This is a genomic window from Providencia sp., assembly GCF_003533305.1.
Classification (GTDB): Bacteria; Pseudomonadota; Gammaproteobacteria; order Enterobacterales; family Enterobacteriaceae; genus Providencia.
Genome location: NZ_DOEH01000016.1, coordinates 161,473 through 178,574 on the forward strand (window position 1 = coordinate 161,473; position 17,102 = coordinate 178,574).

16 protein-coding genes are annotated in these 17,102 nt (G+C 42.8%); all 16 read left to right on the forward strand.

The genetic code is table 11. The features are described from left to right. Positions 1-206 precede the first annotated feature (206 nt). On the forward strand, positions 207-2,486 hold the full coding sequence (hypF, locus tag DD649_RS09750) for a carbamoyltransferase HypF (protein WP_294106682.1): 2,280 nt from the start codon (positions 207-209) through the stop codon (positions 2,484-2,486). Positions 2,487-2,974: 488 nt separating this feature from the next. Next, positions 2,975-4,093: a hydrogenase 2 small subunit gene (gene hybO, locus DD649_RS09755; RefSeq protein ID WP_294106684.1), complete on the forward strand. Its 1,119-nt coding sequence runs from the start codon at positions 2,975-2,977 to the stop codon at positions 4,091-4,093. Positions 4,094-4,095: 2 nt separating this feature from the next. Further along, positions 4,096-5,085 carry a hydrogenase 2 operon protein HybA gene (hybA, locus tag DD649_RS09760; protein ID WP_294106686.1) on the forward strand — a complete coding sequence of 330 codons (990 nt, stop codon included), beginning with the start codon at positions 4,096-4,098 and terminating at the stop codon, positions 5,083-5,085. Continuing rightward, on the forward strand, positions 5,069-6,256 hold the full coding sequence (gene hybB / locus DD649_RS09765; RefSeq protein WP_336430366.1) for a Ni/Fe-hydrogenase cytochrome b subunit: 1,188 nt from the start codon (positions 5,069-5,071) through the stop codon (positions 6,254-6,256). The genes hybA and hybB overlap by 17 nt, the downstream gene beginning before the upstream one ends. Beyond that, positions 6,253-7,956 (forward strand): hydrogenase 2 large subunit, encoded by a 1,704-nt coding sequence (gene hybC / locus DD649_RS09770; RefSeq protein WP_294106689.1) that lies wholly within the window; start codon positions 6,253-6,255, stop codon positions 7,954-7,956. The genes hybB and hybC overlap by 4 nt, the downstream gene beginning before the upstream one ends. Beyond that, complete coding sequence (locus tag DD649_RS09775) at positions 7,956-8,450, forward strand: HyaD/HybD family hydrogenase maturation endopeptidase (protein WP_336430369.1); 495 nt, start codon at positions 7,956-7,958, stop codon at positions 8,448-8,450. The genes hybC and DD649_RS09775 overlap by 1 nt, the downstream gene beginning before the upstream one ends. After that, positions 8,443-8,949, forward strand: a complete 507-nt coding sequence (hybE, locus tag DD649_RS09780) for a hydrogenase-2 assembly chaperone (RefSeq protein WP_336430372.1) — start codon at positions 8,443-8,445, stop codon at positions 8,947-8,949. The genes DD649_RS09775 and hybE overlap by 8 nt, the downstream gene beginning before the upstream one ends. Next, the gene (gene hypA, locus DD649_RS09785; RefSeq protein WP_294106693.1) at positions 8,942-9,283 is read left to right on the forward strand and encodes a hydrogenase maturation nickel metallochaperone HypA; all 342 of its coding nucleotides are present in this window, start codon (positions 8,942-8,944) and stop codon (positions 9,281-9,283) included. The genes hybE and hypA overlap by 8 nt, the downstream gene beginning before the upstream one ends. Positions 9,284-9,409: 126 nt before the next feature. Further along, positions 9,410-10,492 carry a hydrogenase nickel incorporation protein HypB gene (hypB, locus tag DD649_RS09790; RefSeq protein WP_294106695.1) on the forward strand — a complete coding sequence of 361 codons (1,083 nt, stop codon included), beginning with the start codon at positions 9,410-9,412 and terminating at the stop codon, positions 10,490-10,492. Then, complete coding sequence (gene hybG, locus DD649_RS09795) at positions 10,483-10,779, forward strand: hydrogenase maturation factor HybG (RefSeq protein ID WP_336430538.1); 297 nt, start codon at positions 10,483-10,485, stop codon at positions 10,777-10,779. Before hypB ends, hybG begins: the two co-directional genes overlap by 10 nt. Then, positions 10,763-11,878 (forward strand): hydrogenase formation protein HypD, encoded by a 1,116-nt coding sequence (hypD, locus tag DD649_RS09800; RefSeq protein WP_294106697.1) that lies wholly within the window; start codon positions 10,763-10,765, stop codon positions 11,876-11,878. Before hybG ends, hypD begins: the two co-directional genes overlap by 17 nt. An 11-nt stretch (positions 11,879-11,889) precedes the next feature. After that, a complete protein-coding gene (hypE, locus tag DD649_RS09805; RefSeq protein WP_294106962.1) occupies positions 11,890-12,915 on the forward strand; it encodes a hydrogenase expression/formation protein HypE in 1,026 nt (341 codons plus the stop codon). Between the two features lie 39 nt (positions 12,916-12,954). After that, positions 12,955-14,541 (forward strand): ABC transporter substrate-binding protein, encoded by a 1,587-nt coding sequence (locus DD649_RS09810; RefSeq protein WP_294106699.1) that lies wholly within the window; start codon positions 12,955-12,957, stop codon positions 14,539-14,541. After that, entirely contained in the window at positions 14,541-15,509 is a 969-nt protein-coding gene (locus DD649_RS09815; protein WP_336430376.1) for an ABC transporter permease, read from the forward strand. The genes DD649_RS09810 and DD649_RS09815 overlap by 1 nt, the downstream gene beginning before the upstream one ends. Beyond that, positions 15,506-16,318 (forward strand): ABC transporter permease, encoded by an 813-nt coding sequence (locus tag DD649_RS09820; RefSeq protein WP_336430380.1) that lies wholly within the window; start codon positions 15,506-15,508, stop codon positions 16,316-16,318. The genes DD649_RS09815 and DD649_RS09820 overlap by 4 nt, the downstream gene beginning before the upstream one ends. Then, positions 16,312-17,088 carry an ATP-binding cassette domain-containing protein gene (locus DD649_RS09825; RefSeq protein ID WP_294106701.1) on the forward strand — a complete coding sequence of 259 codons (777 nt, stop codon included), beginning with the start codon at positions 16,312-16,314 and terminating at the stop codon, positions 17,086-17,088. The genes DD649_RS09820 and DD649_RS09825 overlap by 7 nt, the downstream gene beginning before the upstream one ends. Positions 17,089-17,102 lie beyond the last annotated feature (14 nt).

Sequence of the window (17,102 nt, forward strand, 5' to 3'; positions counted from 1 at the left end):
CCTATAGCATAATATAAAATATTATATAACACTATAGGGCTGAATATATGATATTGAATCATAAAATAGGTTTTATCATCTCAATATTTATTTGCTGAGTCTTTTCTGAACTTTACTGCCTATCTCCCCCTTTTTTGATCTCGATAGCGGGTAATACCTTTGATTAGCGCCTAAAATAATAACTTAGGTATTAAGAGGGTGCACGAGTGAAAAACGGGATACAAATTAGGATTAAAGGCAAAGTACAGGGGGTTGGGTTTCGGCCTTATGTGTGGCAGCTTGCGCATCAGTGTCATCTCAATGGGGATGTGTGCAATGATGGGGAAGGCGTACTGGTACGGTTACTTGCTAGTGCTGATATTGCCGAGTTTACGCAATTGCTATATCAATATTGCCCACCGTTAGCTCATATTGAAAGTATTCAACCGCAACCTTTTGAATGGACTGAACTCCCTGACAAATTTTCGATTCGACATAGCGGCGCGGGTCGAATGGATACACAAGTGATCCCCGATGCGGCTACTTGTGAGTCTTGTCGACGTGAATTATTTGAGTCTGAAAACCGCCGATTTGGTTATCCATTTACCAATTGTACTCATTGTGGCCCTCGTTTTACTATTATCCGTCAGATGCCTTATGATAGGCCCAATACCGCCATGGCTGATTTTCCTCTGTGCCCTGAGTGTTTACAAGAGTATGAATCACCTGCTGACAGGCGCTTTCATGCACAACCAAATGCCTGCCCTGTTTGTGGTCCTGAAATTCAGCTTTGTGATAAAACAGGCCATATTCTCGCTATTAAAAATAATGCATTAGAGCAGGCAGCAGCACAGTTGTTGCAAGGGAATATTGCTGCAATAAAAGGGCTGGGTGGCTTTCATCTAGCTTGTGATGCCACGAATGATCTGGCGATAAAACAATTACGTTTGCGTAAACATCGGCCAACGAAGCCATTTGCCGTGATGATCCCATCATTGGCATGGTTGGCAAAACAAGGTATTGATGTTAGTGATGGGTTACGCGCTCTATTGCAAAGTGCGGCATCGCCAATTGTTTTGATTAAACATCGTTTTGAAGGTGTTTTGAATGATGATATTGCACCCGGGCTGCAAGAGCTTGGTATTATGTTGCCCGCGAACCCACTACAACATTTATTGATGGCAGCAGTAGATCGCCCACTTGTTATGACTTCAGGAAATGCATCGGGAAAACCACCGGTATTAACCAATGAAGAGGCATTAGCAGATTTAGTCAATATTGCGGATGTGTGGCTAATGCATAATCGTGACATTGTGCAGCGTGCTGATGATTCACTGGTTCGCTATCATGATGGACAGGCTGAAATGATGCGCCGCGCGCGGGGCTATGTGCCAGATGCGATTGATTTACCCGCAGGTTTTGAACATTCGCCTTCAATACTAGGATTAGGAGCTGATCTCAAAAATACTTTTTGCTTGTTACGAGATAAAAGTGCAGTGCTGAGTCAACACTTCGGTGATTTGGATGATATCGATATTTATCAACAATATCAGCGAACAATAAAATTATTTGAATCAATTTATCGCTTTACGCCGTCAATAATTGTTGGTGATATGCACCCGAATTATGTTAGTCATCGGTACGCAAAACAATTATCCGAACAGCTTCAAATACCGTTTATTCAAGTACAACATCATCATGCCCATATCGCGGCGGCTATGGTTGAACATGGTATTCCCTTAGATGAAAAGCCTGTTATCGGTTTAGCCTTAGATGGATTAGGTTATGGCGATGATAATCGCCTCTGGGGTGGTGAATGTTTGTTGGTTGATTATAAAAGTAGTCAATGGCTAGGTGGCTTACCGCCAGTCGCTATGCCCGGTGGTTCTCTGGCATCTCGTCAGCCTTGGCGTAATTTATTGGCACATTTACAGCGTTTTGTTCCTGACTGGCAAAATGAAAATATTGCTACTGTGTTATCGCCTCACCCATGGGTCGCATTACAAAAAGCTATTGAGCGTGGAATCAATGCACCGACTGCATCGTCAGCGGGACGGTTATTTGATGCTGTTGCGGCAACATTAGGTATTTGTACCAAAGAAATCAGTTGGGAGGGGGAGGCAGCTTGCCAACTTGAAGCATTGGCTTCTCATTGCCAACGGAATCATCACCCAGTGACTTTGCCTTTAATCGGTCAATATCTTGATTTAGCAACATTTTGGCATCAGTGGATTAATTATCAAGCGCCTGCGATAGACAAAGCGCATGCATTTCATGTGGGATTAGCCGAAGGTTTTGCAAGTTTGGCGAAACAAGCTGCTCATCAGCATGGTATTAAACGTGTCGTTCTATCTGGAGGCGTAATGCATAATCAATTATTCAGAAATTTATTAATTGAAAAACTTCAGCCACTGGAAGTGATGTATGCGCGTCAATTACCAATGGGAGATGGTGGATTAGCATTAGGACAGGTTGCAATTGTGGCGGCAATATTAAAAAATAAATAGAGGAATGAATATAACTAATATTAGCGTAAATTAGTGGATTAAAAAATTGCATTTATATGTATAGACAAGATGGAGTGATAATAATCAAATGAATAACTCTTGTTTCATTTTTTTTTGATATTGATTCTTATTTACTTTGTATTTATTGAATTAAAGGTTGCAGGTGAATTAATACGCTAATTTAGCTTAATTATAATTTCAAAATTGATCGAGTTAATTTATTTACTTGATAAGTAAGCATTTATAATGATTTATTTTTGCGATGAATAACCCAATACTGAATAATAAATTCTATTTTGTTAATTTAATATCTATTAGATAGTACATTGATGCTGAATCGATTTTATTAGCAAAACATATAAAAAATAACGCCTATCTTATTTCCTGTTGATAAAGATCAAGTGATTAATAATAGAGAGGACTAGGATCTCTTCTTATATTTATACATCAGGCAATGTCGAATAAGTTACCTATAATAGGAAAAAAGAATGGCTGGAGATAACTCTATTTTTTCTCCTCATGGCATTAATCGCCGTGATTTTATGAAATTATGTACAGCGCTAGCAGCAACAATGGGATTAAGTAGCAAGGCTGCTGCCCAAATCGCTGAATCAGTGGGTAATCCTGAGCGTCCACCGGTTATTTGGATTGGTGCTCAAGAATGTACTGGCTGTACAGAATCATTATTATGTGCAACTCACCCAACTCTCGAAAATTTAATTCTTGATACCATTTCGCTTGAATACCATGAGGTATTATCGGCGGCTTTTGGTGAGCAAGTTGAACAAAATAAACATAACGCAGTTGAGAAATACAAAGGTAAATACGTACTGGTTGTTGATGGTTCTATCCCATTAAAAGATAACGGTATTTATTGTATGGTAGCAGGTAAGCCAATTGTTGAGCATATTCGTGAAGTCGCAGAACATGCAGGTGCAATTATTGCAATTGGTTCTTGTGCTTCATGGGGCGGCGTTGCTGCCGCAGGTAGTAATCCAACCGGTGCGGTAGGTTTAAGTGAAGTATTAAAAGATAAAACTGTGATTAACATTCCTGGATGCCCACCGAATCCACATAATTTCCTCGCCACCGTCGCGCATTTGATTACCTATAATCGTCCGCCAAAATTGGATAGTAAAAATCGTCCAATGTTTGCCTATGGACGTTTGATTCATGAGCATTGTGAGCGCCGTCCACACTTTGATGCAGGCCGTTTTGCTAAAGAATTTGGTGATGATGGGCACCGTGAAGGCTGGTGTTTGTATCACTTAGGTTGTAAAGGACCCGAAACTTACGGTAACTGTTCAACCTTGCAATTTTGCGATGTTGGTGGTGTTTGGCCAGTAGCAATTGGGCATCCATGTTACGGCTGTAATGAGGAAAATGTCGGTTTCCATAAAGCGATTCACCAGCTTGCCAATGTTGAAAACCCAACCCCGCGTGTTGATAAACCCGATGTGAATATTCGTGAAGGTGGCAATGTGTCAGCGACCGCAGTGGGCTTAATTGGTGGTGTTGTAGGATTAGTTGCGGGTGTTAGTGTGATGGCTGTACGTGAATTAGGGCGTCAAAAACGTCATAACGATACAGACTCACGGGGGGAATAACCGTGAATAGACGAAATTTCCTTAAAATATCGGCAGGGGGAGCGCTGTTGGCTGGCAGCACTTCAGCCTATTGCGCTGGAGCAGAAAACAGGCCACCAATACCTAATTCCCTCGGTATGTTATACGACTCGACTTTGTGTGTCGGTTGTCAGGCTTGCGTGACTAAATGTCAGGAAATTAACAATCCTGTACCGAACCCTGTTGGGGAAAAAACGTGGTCTAACAACGATAAATTAACACCTTATACCAATAATATTATTCAGGTATGGAGCAGTGGAACAGGGGTTAATAAAGATCAGGAAAAAGACGGATATGCCTACATTAAAAAACAATGTATGCATTGCGTTGACCCTAACTGTGTTTCTGTCTGTCCAGTTTCAGCGCTCAAAAAAGATCCTAAAACTGGTATCGTTCATTATGATGCCAGTATTTGTACGGGTTGTCGCTACTGCATGGTGGGCTGTCCGTTCAATATTCCAAAATATGCTTATGACGATAAATTTGGTGCTATTCACAAATGTGAATTGTGTAACCAAAAAGGTGTAGAACGTTTAGATAAAGGCGGTTTGCCGGGCTGTGTTGAAGTTTGTCCAACTGGCGCGGTAATTTTTGGTACTCGCGAAGAACTTCTCGCTGAGGCGCAAAAACGTTTGACGCTAAAAGCGGGTGAGCAATATGGCTATCCACGCCAAACGCTTAATAGTAATGACCCGAATGTCATGGCTGTGCCTAAATATGAATCTCATATTTATGGTGAATATGAAGCGGGCGGTACACAAGTTATGGTGTTATCTGGCGTGCCATATCAACATCTTGGATTGCCTGAGTTGGAGCAATTATCCACAGGGGCACGGTCTGAGCATGTCCAACATACGTTGTACAAAGGGATGGTTCTGCCATTGGCAGCATTAGCCGGTTTAAGTTTCTTGGTGCATCGCAATACTAAGAAAAAAGATAATGAAGAGGACGATCATCATGACGACGCATCATAAAGAACAGCCTCTTGGCGGGCGTTTAGTCAGTTGGCCTGTGATTGTCTTTGGGCCATTTATTTTATTGTGTGTCTTTTTCATCATTAAACGGCTGGTTTTTGGACTGGGCTCTGTGTCAGATTTGAACGGTGGATACCCTTGGGGGATCTGGATTGCGTTTGACTTGTTGATCGGAACTGGTTTTGCCTGTGGCGGTTGGGCGTTAGCTTGGGCGGTGTATGTGTGCAACAAAGGTGAATATCACCCGCTAGTGCGCCCCGCATTACTGGCTAGTTTATTTGGTTACTCCCTTGGTGGTTTATCGATTGCGATTGACGTTGGTCGTTATTGGAATCTACCTTATTTTTATATTCCGGGATTCTTTAATACTAATTCAGTGCTATTTGAAACTGCGGTATGTATGACTATCTACATCGGTATCATGGCATTGGAATTTGCGCCTGCACTGTGTGAACGATTTGGTTGGAAAGTATCATTAAAACGCCTCAATAAAGTGATGTTTATTATTATTGCGTTTGGTGCTTTGCTACCGATGATGCACCAATCCTCGATGGGTTCATTAATGATTGCGGCAGGTTATAAAGTTCATCCTATTTGGCAAAGTTATGAAATGTTGCCGCTATTGTCATTGTTGACTGCGTTCATCATGGGCTTCTCAATACTTATTTTTGAAGGTTCTTTGATGCAAGCTGCACTGAAAGGGCAAGGGGCTGATGAGCGTCCATTGTTTGTCCGCTTAACGCGGATCCTTCAAGTGTTTTTGGTGCTGTTTTTGGCTTGTCGTTTTGGCGAGCTGATTTATCACCAAAAAATTCATTACATTATGGCATTTGATTTTTATTCAATGATGTTTTGGATTGAAATCGCATTGCTGGTCTTTCCGTTAATTATTTTCCGTTTACCTGCATTACGTAATGATTCCAGATGGCTGTATATCAGCGGTCTTAGCATGATGATCGGTGCGGCAATGTGGCGAATGAGCTATTCATTAGTGGCGTTCAACCCAGGTGGCGGTTATGAGTACTTTCCAACCGCAGCGGAACTATTAATTTCAATTGGTTTTGTGGCTATCGAGATATGCGCCTATATCTTGTTAATACGTCTATTACCAATTATCCCTGCATTAAAAAAATCTAATTTGAATCCTTCTCAGGCCCGAGGTAAAGCATGAGCCAACGTATAACAATTGATCCGGTCACTCGTATCGAAGGTCACTTACGCATTGATTGCGAAATTGAAGATGGAAAAGTCACCAAAGCTTGGGCTTCTGGCACCATGTGGCGCGGAATGGAAGAGATCGTTAAAGGGAAAGATCCTCGCGATGCTTGGATGATTATGCAGCGCATTTGTGGCGTGTGTACCACGGTGCACGGTATTGTTTCAGTGCGTACCATTGAAAACGCACTTAATCTTGATGTGCCTGTGAATGCGCAGTATATCCGTAACATGATCCTAGCGGCACATACGATTCAAGATCATATTGTACATTTCTATCAATTATCAGCGTTAGATTGGGTGGATATTACATCGGCGCTTAAAGCCGACCCTAATAAAGCGGCTGATATATTAAAAGGTGTATCAACTTGGTCGCTTAATAGCCCTGAAGAATTCACGCGTGTACAAGAAAAGATCAAAAGCTTAGTCGCAAGTGGCCAATTAGGTATTTTTGCCAATGGTTACTGGGGACACCCAGCGATGAAACTATCACCGGAAGTGAATTTAATCGCTGTAGCTCACTATTTACAAGCTTTAGAATGCCAACGCGATGCAAACCGTATCGTTGCATTGTTAGGTGGAAAAACGCCACACATTCAAAACTTGGCGGTAGGTGGGGTGGCGAACCCAATCAATCTTGATGGTATTGGGGTATTAAACCTTGAGCGTTTGATGTATGTGAAATCCTTTATTGACCGTTTAGGCGATTTCATCGAGCAAGTTTATAAGATTGACGCTGCGGTAATTGCATCGGGTTATCCTGAATGGCTTGAAGTCGGACAAGGCGCGAAAAACTACATGTGTATGCCTGAATTACCGATGGATGGTAAAAATGGCAGCTTCTTATTACCGGGTGGCTATTTAGAAAATAGTGATTTTAGTACTTATCGTCCGATTACTAGCCACATGGATGAGTATCTGATTAACGGTATTAAAGAAAGTGGTAAGCACGCTTGGTATAAAGAAGATGAGCCGTTAGCACCGTGGGAAGGAAAGACTAATCCAGATTACACCGGATGGGATGAAGACGGTAAATACTCGTGGGTAAAAGCGCCGACATTTTATGATAAAACGGTAGAAGTGGGGCCATTAGCCGACCTGTTATGTAAATTGGCAGCGAAGCATGAGCCGACAGAAAAACATTTTAATGATGTGGTTAATCTGTATAAAACGCTCACGGGCAATAGCATTGAAATCGACCAACTTCATTCAACCCTTGGCCGTATTATTGGTCGTAGTGTGCGTTGTTGTGTTTTAAACGATACGTTATCAATTCAGTGGCAAGCGCTGGTGGATAATATTGGTAAAGGTGATTTCACGACTTTCGTTAAGCCTGTTTTCCCTGAAAATATGACTATCAAAGGCGTCGGTTTTGGTGAAGTTCCGCGCGGCTTGTTGTCTCATTGGGTGGTGATTAAAGACGGTGTCATTGAGAACTACCAAGCGGTTGTTCCTTCAACATGGAATTCTGGCCCACGTAATTTTAATGATGAACCGGGTCCTTATGAACAAGCGCTAGTCGGTACGCCGATTGCCGATCCATCAAAACCACTTGAAGTGGTGCGTACTATCCATTCATTCGACCCATGTATGTCTTGTGCAGTACATATTGTTGATACTGAAGGGTCTGAAGTGACTAAGGTTAAGGTGCTGTAATGCGTATTTTAGTCCTTGGTGTGGGTAATATTTTGCTCAGTGATGAAGGGATCGGTGTTCGGATCGTTGAAGCACTTGAGCAGCGTTACCATTTACCTGAATGTGTTGAAGTTTTAGATGGCGGAACGGCAGGCATGGAGCTCATTGGGCCCATGGCTGATCGTGACCATCTGATTATCGCCGATGTGGTGCTGTCTAGTCAGAAACCCGGCAGTATTTTAGTGTTGCGGGACGCCGAAGTTCCCGCACTCTTTACCCGTAAGATTTCGCCTCATCAGCTTGGTTTATCTGATGTGTTATCCGCATTACATCTCACTGATGAATTTCCACAAAAATTATCGTTAGTCGGCATTGTGCCTGACTCGTTGGAGCCACGTATTGGTTTGACTGCAATTGGTCAAGCTGCGCTGGAACCTGCATTACAGAAAGTGATTGAGATACTACGCAGTGAAGGTCTAGACATTGTAGCGAAAGAAGAGCGTTTACATGCCTGATGAAATTAGCAGTAATGAAATCAAGGGTTATGAAAATAACCCTCAGGAACTCGTTCAAGCAGCATTTGAGCGAGTCTCGAAGCAGTCTATGCATGATCTTTCATTTCTTCATCCTACAATGGGGATCTATGCGAGTGAATTTGCTTTATTTGAAAATCAATGGGTTGGCGTTGTCATAACCCCTTGGATGCTTAGTGCTATGATTTTGCCGGGGCCAAACCAATATTGGCCTCACCGTGCTATAGGTGAAAAATTAGGGTTAATACTACCCTATGGAGAAATGACCTATACGGTGGGTGAATTAGAAGGCCTCACGCAATACCTTGCTTGTTCATTGATGTCACCGTTGGATAGAACTTTAAGTGCAGAGCAAGGGCTTCATCTTGTGGATGATTGTCGCCGTATCTTGCTGTCATTACCGATAGTTGACTCCAATATTCCAACCTCACCAGCACGTAGAGACTTATTTACCCGCCATATGAGAAATAGTGATGCATGAAGTTTCTCTGTGCCAAAGCACCCTTGAGATTATTGAGCAACAAGCCAAACAACATGGCGTGAGCAAGGTCACGGGGGTGTGGCTAGAAATTGGAACGCTTTCTTGTGTCGAAGAAAGTTCGTTTCGTTTCTGTTTTGATATCGCGTGTCGCGGTACGGTTGCACAGGGAAGTCAGTTACATATTATTTATCGACCCGCGCAAGCTTGGTGTTGGGATTGCTGTGAAAGTGTTGAAGTTAGTGAGCATCATTCTGTTTGTCCTAAATGCCAAGGTCTAAACCTTAAAGTGGAAGGTGGAGACAGTTTAAAAATCAAAGAGCTCGAAGTGGAGTAGTTCAACGCCAATGGCATTTCAGGTTTATCTTAGTGAAACTATCTAGCCTAATTTTGAGGTTAATCAACCCTTTTTTTTGATATTGGACTACTCTAATTTTAGAAAACGTAGTTGGGAGCGAATCTTATGTGCAGTACTTGTGGATGTGCAACAGGCGAGCGTCGAATAGAAGGTGATGAGCATAATCATCATCACGATCACCACCACGATCATCACGAACACAGTCATGACCATGATCATCATGAACATAGCCATGACCACCACCATCACGGTCATCATGACCATAATCATGAAAACCATAATCACAACCATGACCATGAAAAAGAGGGTCAAACCGTGATTATTCATCACCACTATTATCATCAAGGTGATGTCCATAACCATTATCATCAGTATGAACCGACTTCAATTGATGAAAAAGCAAAGAAACAAAAACATAAGCACAAACATAAACATGTTTATGAAAATGTAGAAAAAACATTTATACCCGCAGGTGAACATCATGATCTCGATTATGGTCACGGTGAAGCCGGAACTCATGCCCCTGGTATGAGCCAAAAACGCATGCTGCAAATTGAAATGGATGTGTTAGGCAAAAATAACCACCTTGCAGAGCATAATCGTGAAGCATTCGTCGAAAAAAATATTTTAGCGCTAAATCTAGTTTCGAGTCCCGGTTCAGGGAAAACCACCTTGCTAACTGAAACGCTGTTACGTTTACGTGACAAAATCAATTGTGCGGTTGTTGAGGGAGACCAACAAACCACTAATGATGCGCAGCGTATTCGTGAAACGGGTGTGCCCGCTATCCAAGTCAATACCGGTAAAGGTTGCCATTTAGACGCACAAATGGTGCACGATGCGGCGGCTCGCTTAAATCTAGAAGATAACAGTCTTTTATTTATTGAAAATGTGGGTAATTTAGTTTGTCCTGCCAGTTTCGACTTAGGTGAACGTCATAAAGTTGCTGTGTTATCTGTCACCGAAGGGGAAGATAAGCCGCTTAAATATCCGCATATGTTCGCTGCCGCAAATATCATGATTTTAAATAAAATCGATTTACTGCCTTACCTGCATTTTGATGTTGATGCTTGTATCGCTAATGCAAAACGAGTAAACCCTGATATTCAAGTGATCAAACTCTCAGCCACAACGGGAGAAGGCATGGATGCATGGCTGGCTTGGTTGGAGCAACAGCTATGTGCTTAGGTATTCCAGGAAAAGTTGTTGCAGTAGGTGAAGATATTCATCAATTGGCACAAGTTGACGTTTGTGGTGTTAAACGTGAAGTGAATATCGGGTTAATCTGCGAGGGTGATACTGCTGATTTATTGGGGCAGTGGGTATTGGTGCATGTAGGGTTTGCGATGAGCGTGATCAATGAAGAAGAAGCGCAATCCACACTAGATGCCTTAAGGGCCATGAGTCAGTTAGAGCATGAAGTCGATGATTTTAGTGGGCTAAACGCTGGAGCCGCAGATGCAGTATGTCGATGAGTTTCGTGATCCGGCCTTAGCTAAAGTACTACTGAATCATATCAATCAGCGTGTTGCACAAATACCACGTGCGAAACAACGCCCATTACAGCTAATGGAAGTGTGTGGCGGTCATACCCATGCCATTTTTAAATTTGGCATTGACCAACTATTACCCCCTGAGATTGAATTTGTGCATGGACCGGGCTGTCCGGTCTGTGTACTGCCGATGGGGCGTATTGATGGTTGTATCGATATTGCTAAGCACCCTGAAGTCATCTTTTGTACCTATGGGGATGCGATGCGTGTTCCCGGAAAAAATGGCTCATTATTGGATGCTAAACGTCTAGGGGCTGATGTCCGAATTGTCTATTCTCCACTAGATGCGCTATCTCTTGCGGAAAAAAATCCTAATCGAGAAGTGGTTTTCTTTGGACTCGGTTTTGAAACCACAATGCCGAGTACGGCACTTACATTGCAGCAAGCTCGCCGTCGTAACCTCAAAAATTTCTCCGTATTTTGCCAACATATTACTATTATTCCCACCCTGCGTAGTTTGTTAGAGCAGCCAGATGTGCGTATTGATGGTTTTCTGGCGCCGGGGCACGTCAGCATGGTAATTGGCTCCCATCCTTATGCGTTTATTACCGAAGAGTTTCATAAACCACTAGTGGTGACAGGTTTCGAGCCGTTAGATATCTTGCAAGCTCTTGCCATGTTGGTGGATCAAATTGCAGATGGTCGATGTGTGGTTGAAAATCAATATAAACGTATTGTGACTGAAGACGGTAATCACCTTGCATTGGAAGCTTTGGCCGATGTTTTTGAATTGAAAGCATCCAGCGAATGGCGTGGGTTGGGCGAAATCGCCGGTTCCGGTGTGCAATTAACCGCGGATTATCAATCTTTTGATGCAGAGAGTCGTTTTCACGTTCAGCCGTACCAAGTCGCTGATGATCCACAAGCGCGTTGTGGTGATGTATTAACTGGGCGATGTAAACCTATCGATTGTGCTTTATTTGGTAAACGCTGTACGCCACAGACTGCATTCGGCGCCTTAATGGTCTCTTCTGAAGGCGCTTGTGCGGCGTATTATCAATATCGTCGGGAGCCACAATAATGAACCATAAAATGAACTTTACTGCCAATGATGTAGTGACCATGGCTCATGGAAGCGGTGGTCAGGCGATGCAGCAATTAATTGAACAACTATTTTTACAGGCTTTCGCTAACCGTGCTTTGAATGAGCGGGAAGATCAGGCGCGTTTATCTCTACCTGAATTAAGTGCCCTTGGCGATCGCCTCGCATTTAGTACTGACAGTTATGTTATCGATCCTATTTTTTTCCCGGGTGGAAATATTGGTAAATTAGCTGTATGCGGTACGGTGAATGACGTCGCGGTCAGTGGTGCTATCCCAAAATACCTCTCTTGTGGCTTTATCTTAGAAGAGGGATTTCCGTTATCTGATTTGCATACCATTGTGGAATCAATGGCGGCAACGGCGGCGGCGGCGGGTGTTGAAATTGTCACTGGCGATACAAAAGTGGTTCAGCGCGGCGCAGCAGATAAAGTTTTTATCAATACCGCAGGGATCGGTGTGATCCCGACAAATATTCACTGGGGCACGCAGCAAATTCAGCCGGGAGATAGTGTGATTGTCAGTGGGACTTTAGGGGATCATGGGGCAACCATTTTGAATTTACGGGAACAGTTGGGACTTGAAGCTGAACTCAGTAGCGATTGTGCCGTATTGACTCCGTTAATTGAACCTCTACGTGCTATTGAGGGGGTGAAGGCGTTACGGGATGCAACGCGTGGCGGTGTTACCGCAATTTTACATGAATTTGCTGATGCTAGTGGTTGCGGTATCTCGATAACAGAAGCGGATTTACCCGTTTCTTCTGCGGTTCGTGGTGTATGCGAATTATTAGGTTTAGAACCGCTTAATTTTGCGAATGAAGGCAAATTAGTGATTGTGGTGAAACCTGAAGTTGAAAAACAAGTGTTAGCCGCATTACAGCAACATCCGCTTGGCGTAAATGCAGCGGTTATTGGCAGAGTCACTGAGAACAAACAAGTCAAATTAGTGGGTATCTTTGGGGCATCAAGGCTGTTGGATTTACCGCATAGCGAACCATTACCTCGTATTTGCTAGATACTCAAACAAGCACTAAAACGGACTATAGAAGGATTTATGATAAAAAAACTGATTGTTGCGATGCAGGCGGCCTGCTTTTTAGGACTTTCATTACAAGCTCAGGCTGCCGATCTACAAAATAGCCAAACTTTACGCTTAGCGATAGGCGCAGAACCGACAGAAGGTTTTGACCCAATGTTGGGCTGGAGTCATGGCAGTTATTTACTTCTTCATAGTCCGCTATTAAAGCAAAATGCAGATTTGTCTTGGCATAGCTATATGCTAGAAAGCTATAAACATAATGATGATGGTAAAGAGTGGATTTTAACCTTGAAAGACGGCTTAAAATTCTCTGATGGTTCGCCGCTTGGCGCAAAAGATGTTGTTTTTACTTACAACAATGCGGCAGCAAGTGGCGGTAAAGTGGATATGGGTAATTTCGCAAAAGCGGAAGTGATTGACTCTCTTACGGTAAAAATGACTCTATCATCCCCACAAAGTACCTTTATCAATGTATTGGGTTCGTTAGGTATTGTTTCAGCTGATAAATATGATGCAAAAACCTATGCGCACAATCCTATCGGTGCGGGACCATATCGTTTAGTGGCATTTCAGCCAGGCCAACAGCTAATTGTAGAACGTAACCCATATTATGCAGGGCCAAAAAATAGTTTCGACAAAATGGTATTTGTTTTTCTTGATGAAGACGCAGCATTTTCTGCAGCACTCAGCGGTCAACTGGATATCGTGCGTATTCCTGCTGTGGCGGCAACCAGCGTAGGTCAAGTTGCCAATATGAAGCTAACAGAGCGCTACAGTGTTGAAAATCGGGGGATTTCTTTCCCAATTCCGCCTGCGGGGGAAAAAGATGCACAAGGTAACGCTATCGGTAACGATATTACTTCAGATGTCGCGATTCGTAAGGCAATTAACTATGCACTTGACCGTAAGCTATTAGCTAAATCAGTATTAGAAGGCTTTGCTATTCCTGCTTATACTGGGGTTGAGGGGCTTCCATGGAATAACCCTCAATCGAGCTTTAAAGATGGTGATCTTGAAAAAGCCAAAGCAATTTTGGAAGACGCTGGCTGGAAAATGAATAAAGATGGCCTGAGAGAGAAAAATGGCAAAGTGGCAAAACTGACCCTATGGTATGCCAGCGGTGACACTACACGTCGAGATTTAGCTCAAGCTATTCGCGCTAGTTTAAAACCTATCGGTATTGAGATGGATTTAAAATCAGGTAGTTGGGAAACGGTAGAGCGCTATATGCATTCAAATCCAACCTTGTTTGGTTGGGGCAGCCTTGATCCAATGGAATTAGTCCATAACTACAGCAGTAAAGCGGCGGGTGTAGGTTTCTACAATGCAGGCTATTATAAAAATCCAGCTGTCGACAAATTAATAGAAGAAGCGCTTCGTCAACCAGACCAAACCGCAGCGATACCTTTGTGGCAAAAAGTAGATTGGGACGGTAAAACCGGTACTGGTATTCAAGGTGATGCGGCATGGGCTTGGCTCATGAATGTTCAGCATATTTATTTACAGAATAATTGTGTTGAACTTGGCAAGAGTGCGCCAGAAATTCACGGTTCTTGGTCTGTATTAAATAATGTTGATGAATGGGCTTGGACCTGTCAGTAATGCGGTCAGCAATTGGGCTTTTTTTTCGATTTATCTGTTTATTGACGGTAACTGCGGCAGGTATTTTTATCCTGCTGAGTTATTCGCCAATCGATCCGATCAAAGCCTATATTGGTAATGATTTAATGCATGTTCCCCCAGAGCAATATCCGCTGATTGCGGCTCGCTGGGGGCTTGATCAGCCATTATGGATGCAGTTCTGGCGTTGGTTTTCGCAAATATTACAAGGGGATATGGGATACTCCATGCTGTATAACACCCCTGTTATACAGGTAATCTCCGACAGGTTAGTGCCATCATTAACATTATTGTTCTGCGCATGGGTATTTTCAGGCGTAGTGGGGTTCGGGTTGGGGGTGATCGCCGGACGTCATTTAAATCGCTGGCCAGATAAACTCATTTCGTTATTTTGCTATTTATTAGCCTCTATCCCTGTTTTTTGGATTGGTTTACTGCTCCTATCCCTGTTTGCTGTGTCATTACAGTGGGCGCCCATTTGCTGCGCTTGGCCGATAGGTTTGGATGAGCAAACCGCAACTTTTTCCCAGAAACTGCATCACCTTGTTTTACCCGTTATAGCTTTAGGGATGCTAGGGGTGGGAACGATTGCATTGCATACACGTGCAAAAATTGCTGATGTGATGAACAGTGAGTTTATTCATTATGCGCAAGCTCAGGGAGATAAAGGCTGGGCAATGATGCGTTTTCATGTTTTAAAACATGCAATTACTCCTGCTATTTGTTTACAATTTGCCTCAGTAGGGGAATTACTCAGCGGGGCGCTTTTGGCTGAAAAAGTATTTGCTTATCCCGGTTTAGGGCAAGCCACAATTGATGCGGGATTACGAGGCGATATCCCACTTTTAATGGGGATCGTTTTACTCTGCGCTGCGGTGATTTTTTTCAGTAATACTGCCGCCGATATCATTTTGAGGAAAGTGAATAAGGGAGTGATCCGAGCATCATGACCTATAATCCTAATCGCGCGTTAATTCGATTATTTATTTCACTGTTGCTGCTTGTCATATTGGCGTTGTATGCATTCAATTTGTTACACACTGATATTGAAATGAATTTACTCGACCGCCGGCAAGCGCCTTCTTTTGCGCACTTTTTTGGTACTGATAATTTAGGGCGCGATTTATTTGATAGAACTTTTCAAGGACTGGCAACCAGTTTACAAATAGGGTTAACTGCCGCAATCTCCAGTGGTTTTATCGCACTCGTCATGGCTGCGCTATCATCATTAAATAAAACCACTGATTACCTCGTACGTGGGGTTATTGATGCTTTGCTCGCTTTACCACATTTATTGTTATTAGTTTTAATTTGCTTCACTTTAGGTGGTGGGAAAGTAGGCGTGATTTGGGCTGTAGCATTGACGCATTGGCCAAAACTGACGTTAATTTTGCGTTCGGAATTACTTCGTGTGCAGCAAACAGACTACATTATGTTATCAAAACGGATTGGAAATAGTGCTTTTTACCGTTGCCGATACCATTACTTACCCACTATTTTGCCTCAATGGATGGTAGGAACTTTATTAATGTTTCCACATGCAGTATTGCATAGTGCCGCTTTAAGTTTCCTTGGATTCGGTTTATCGCCCCATGAGCCTTCGTTAGGTATTTTGTTGTCAGATGCACTACGTTACCTCAGCACTGGCGCATGGTGGCTGGTGGTCTTCCCCGGTTTAGCTTTGATAGGTTTAGTGCTGTTATTCGATCAGTTTGCAAAGGCATCCCAACAACTGTGGTTAAGGGGGGGAGCATGTTGAGGTTTGATAATGTGACTGTTGATGTCGCACAATTTGGCTGGTTCAGCAAAAAGCGTTGGTCTCCTCTATTGAATGATATCTCATTGGATGTCTTACCCGGTGAAATGGTGGCGCTGGTGGGAGGGAGTGGTGAAGGTAAAAGTATCCTCTTACAAAGTGCTTTAGGATTACTGCCTGATAATATGCGTTGTCATGGAAATATCGAGTTGAATGGCAATGCATTAACAGAAAAAACGAAACCACTATATCGAGGTAACTCCTTGTGTTATGTGCCGCAAGGTGTCAGTGCATTAAATCCACTCATCCCTATAGGTCCTCAATTAGAGCGTGCAGCAGTGCTCAGTGGACAACATATCAAAATGCATGATGTGGCTCAGCACTTGCAACAGTATAATTTGCAAGCAAATTTAGTGAATAGCTATCCAAGTAAATTATCTGGAGGAATGGCGAAGCGTGTTTTGGCATCTAGTGCCACATTATCAAAAGCACAATATATTTTAGCGGATGAAATATCGTCTTGGTTAGATGATGAACATGCTATTTTGCTTCTTGAAAATATGAAATCACTATGCCGTGAAGGACGAGGTATTTTGTGGGTTACTCACGACTTAGCCATGGCTGTTCGTTTTGCGGATCGCATTGCTTTGCTACGCAATGGCACCTTAGAAGATATTTTAAGTAGCCAAAAATTAAAGCAAGGCGGTGGGGGAAAATGGCTGCAATCTCTATGGAATGCATTGCCTGAACATCAGTTTATGGCAATGAAATAATGAAAACGAATAAC

What these genes read in the sequence shown, in the direction of transcription:
- hybO (WP_294106684.1), top strand. Translation starts at nt 2,975, where the DNA reads ATGGCTGGAGATAACTCTATTTTTTCTCCTCATGGCATTAATCGCCGT.
- hybB (WP_336430366.1), top strand. Translation starts at nt 5,069, where the DNA reads ATGACGACGCATCATAAAGAACAGCCTCTTGGCGGGCGTTTAGTCAGT.
- hybC (WP_294106689.1), top strand. Translation starts at nt 6,253, where the DNA reads ATGAGCCAACGTATAACAATTGATCCGGTCACTCGTATCGAAGGTCAC.
- DD649_RS09775 (WP_336430369.1), top strand. Translation starts at nt 7,956, where the DNA reads ATGCGTATTTTAGTCCTTGGTGTGGGTAATATTTTGCTCAGTGATGAA.
- hybE (WP_336430372.1), top strand. Translation starts at nt 8,443, where the DNA reads ATGCCTGATGAAATTAGCAGTAATGAAATCAAGGGTTATGAAAATAAC.
- hypA (WP_294106693.1), top strand. Translation starts at nt 8,942, where the DNA reads ATGCATGAAGTTTCTCTGTGCCAAAGCACCCTTGAGATTATTGAGCAA.
- hypB (WP_294106695.1), top strand. Translation starts at nt 9,410, where the DNA reads ATGTGCAGTACTTGTGGATGTGCAACAGGCGAGCGTCGAATAGAAGGT.
- hybG (WP_336430538.1), top strand. Translation starts at nt 10,483, where the DNA reads ATGTGCTTAGGTATTCCAGGAAAAGTTGTTGCAGTAGGTGAAGATATT.
- hypD (WP_294106697.1), top strand. Translation starts at nt 10,763, where the DNA reads ATGCAGTATGTCGATGAGTTTCGTGATCCGGCCTTAGCTAAAGTACTA.
- hypE (WP_294106962.1), top strand. Translation starts at nt 11,890, where the DNA reads ATGAACTTTACTGCCAATGATGTAGTGACCATGGCTCATGGAAGCGGT.
- DD649_RS09810 (WP_294106699.1), top strand. Translation starts at nt 12,955, where the DNA reads ATGATAAAAAAACTGATTGTTGCGATGCAGGCGGCCTGCTTTTTAGGA.
- DD649_RS09815 (WP_336430376.1), top strand. Translation starts at nt 14,541, where the DNA reads ATGCGGTCAGCAATTGGGCTTTTTTTTCGATTTATCTGTTTATTGACG.
- DD649_RS09820 (WP_336430380.1), top strand. Translation starts at nt 15,506, where the DNA reads ATGACCTATAATCCTAATCGCGCGTTAATTCGATTATTTATTTCACTG.
- DD649_RS09825 (WP_294106701.1), top strand. Translation starts at nt 16,312, where the DNA reads ATGTTGAGGTTTGATAATGTGACTGTTGATGTCGCACAATTTGGCTGG.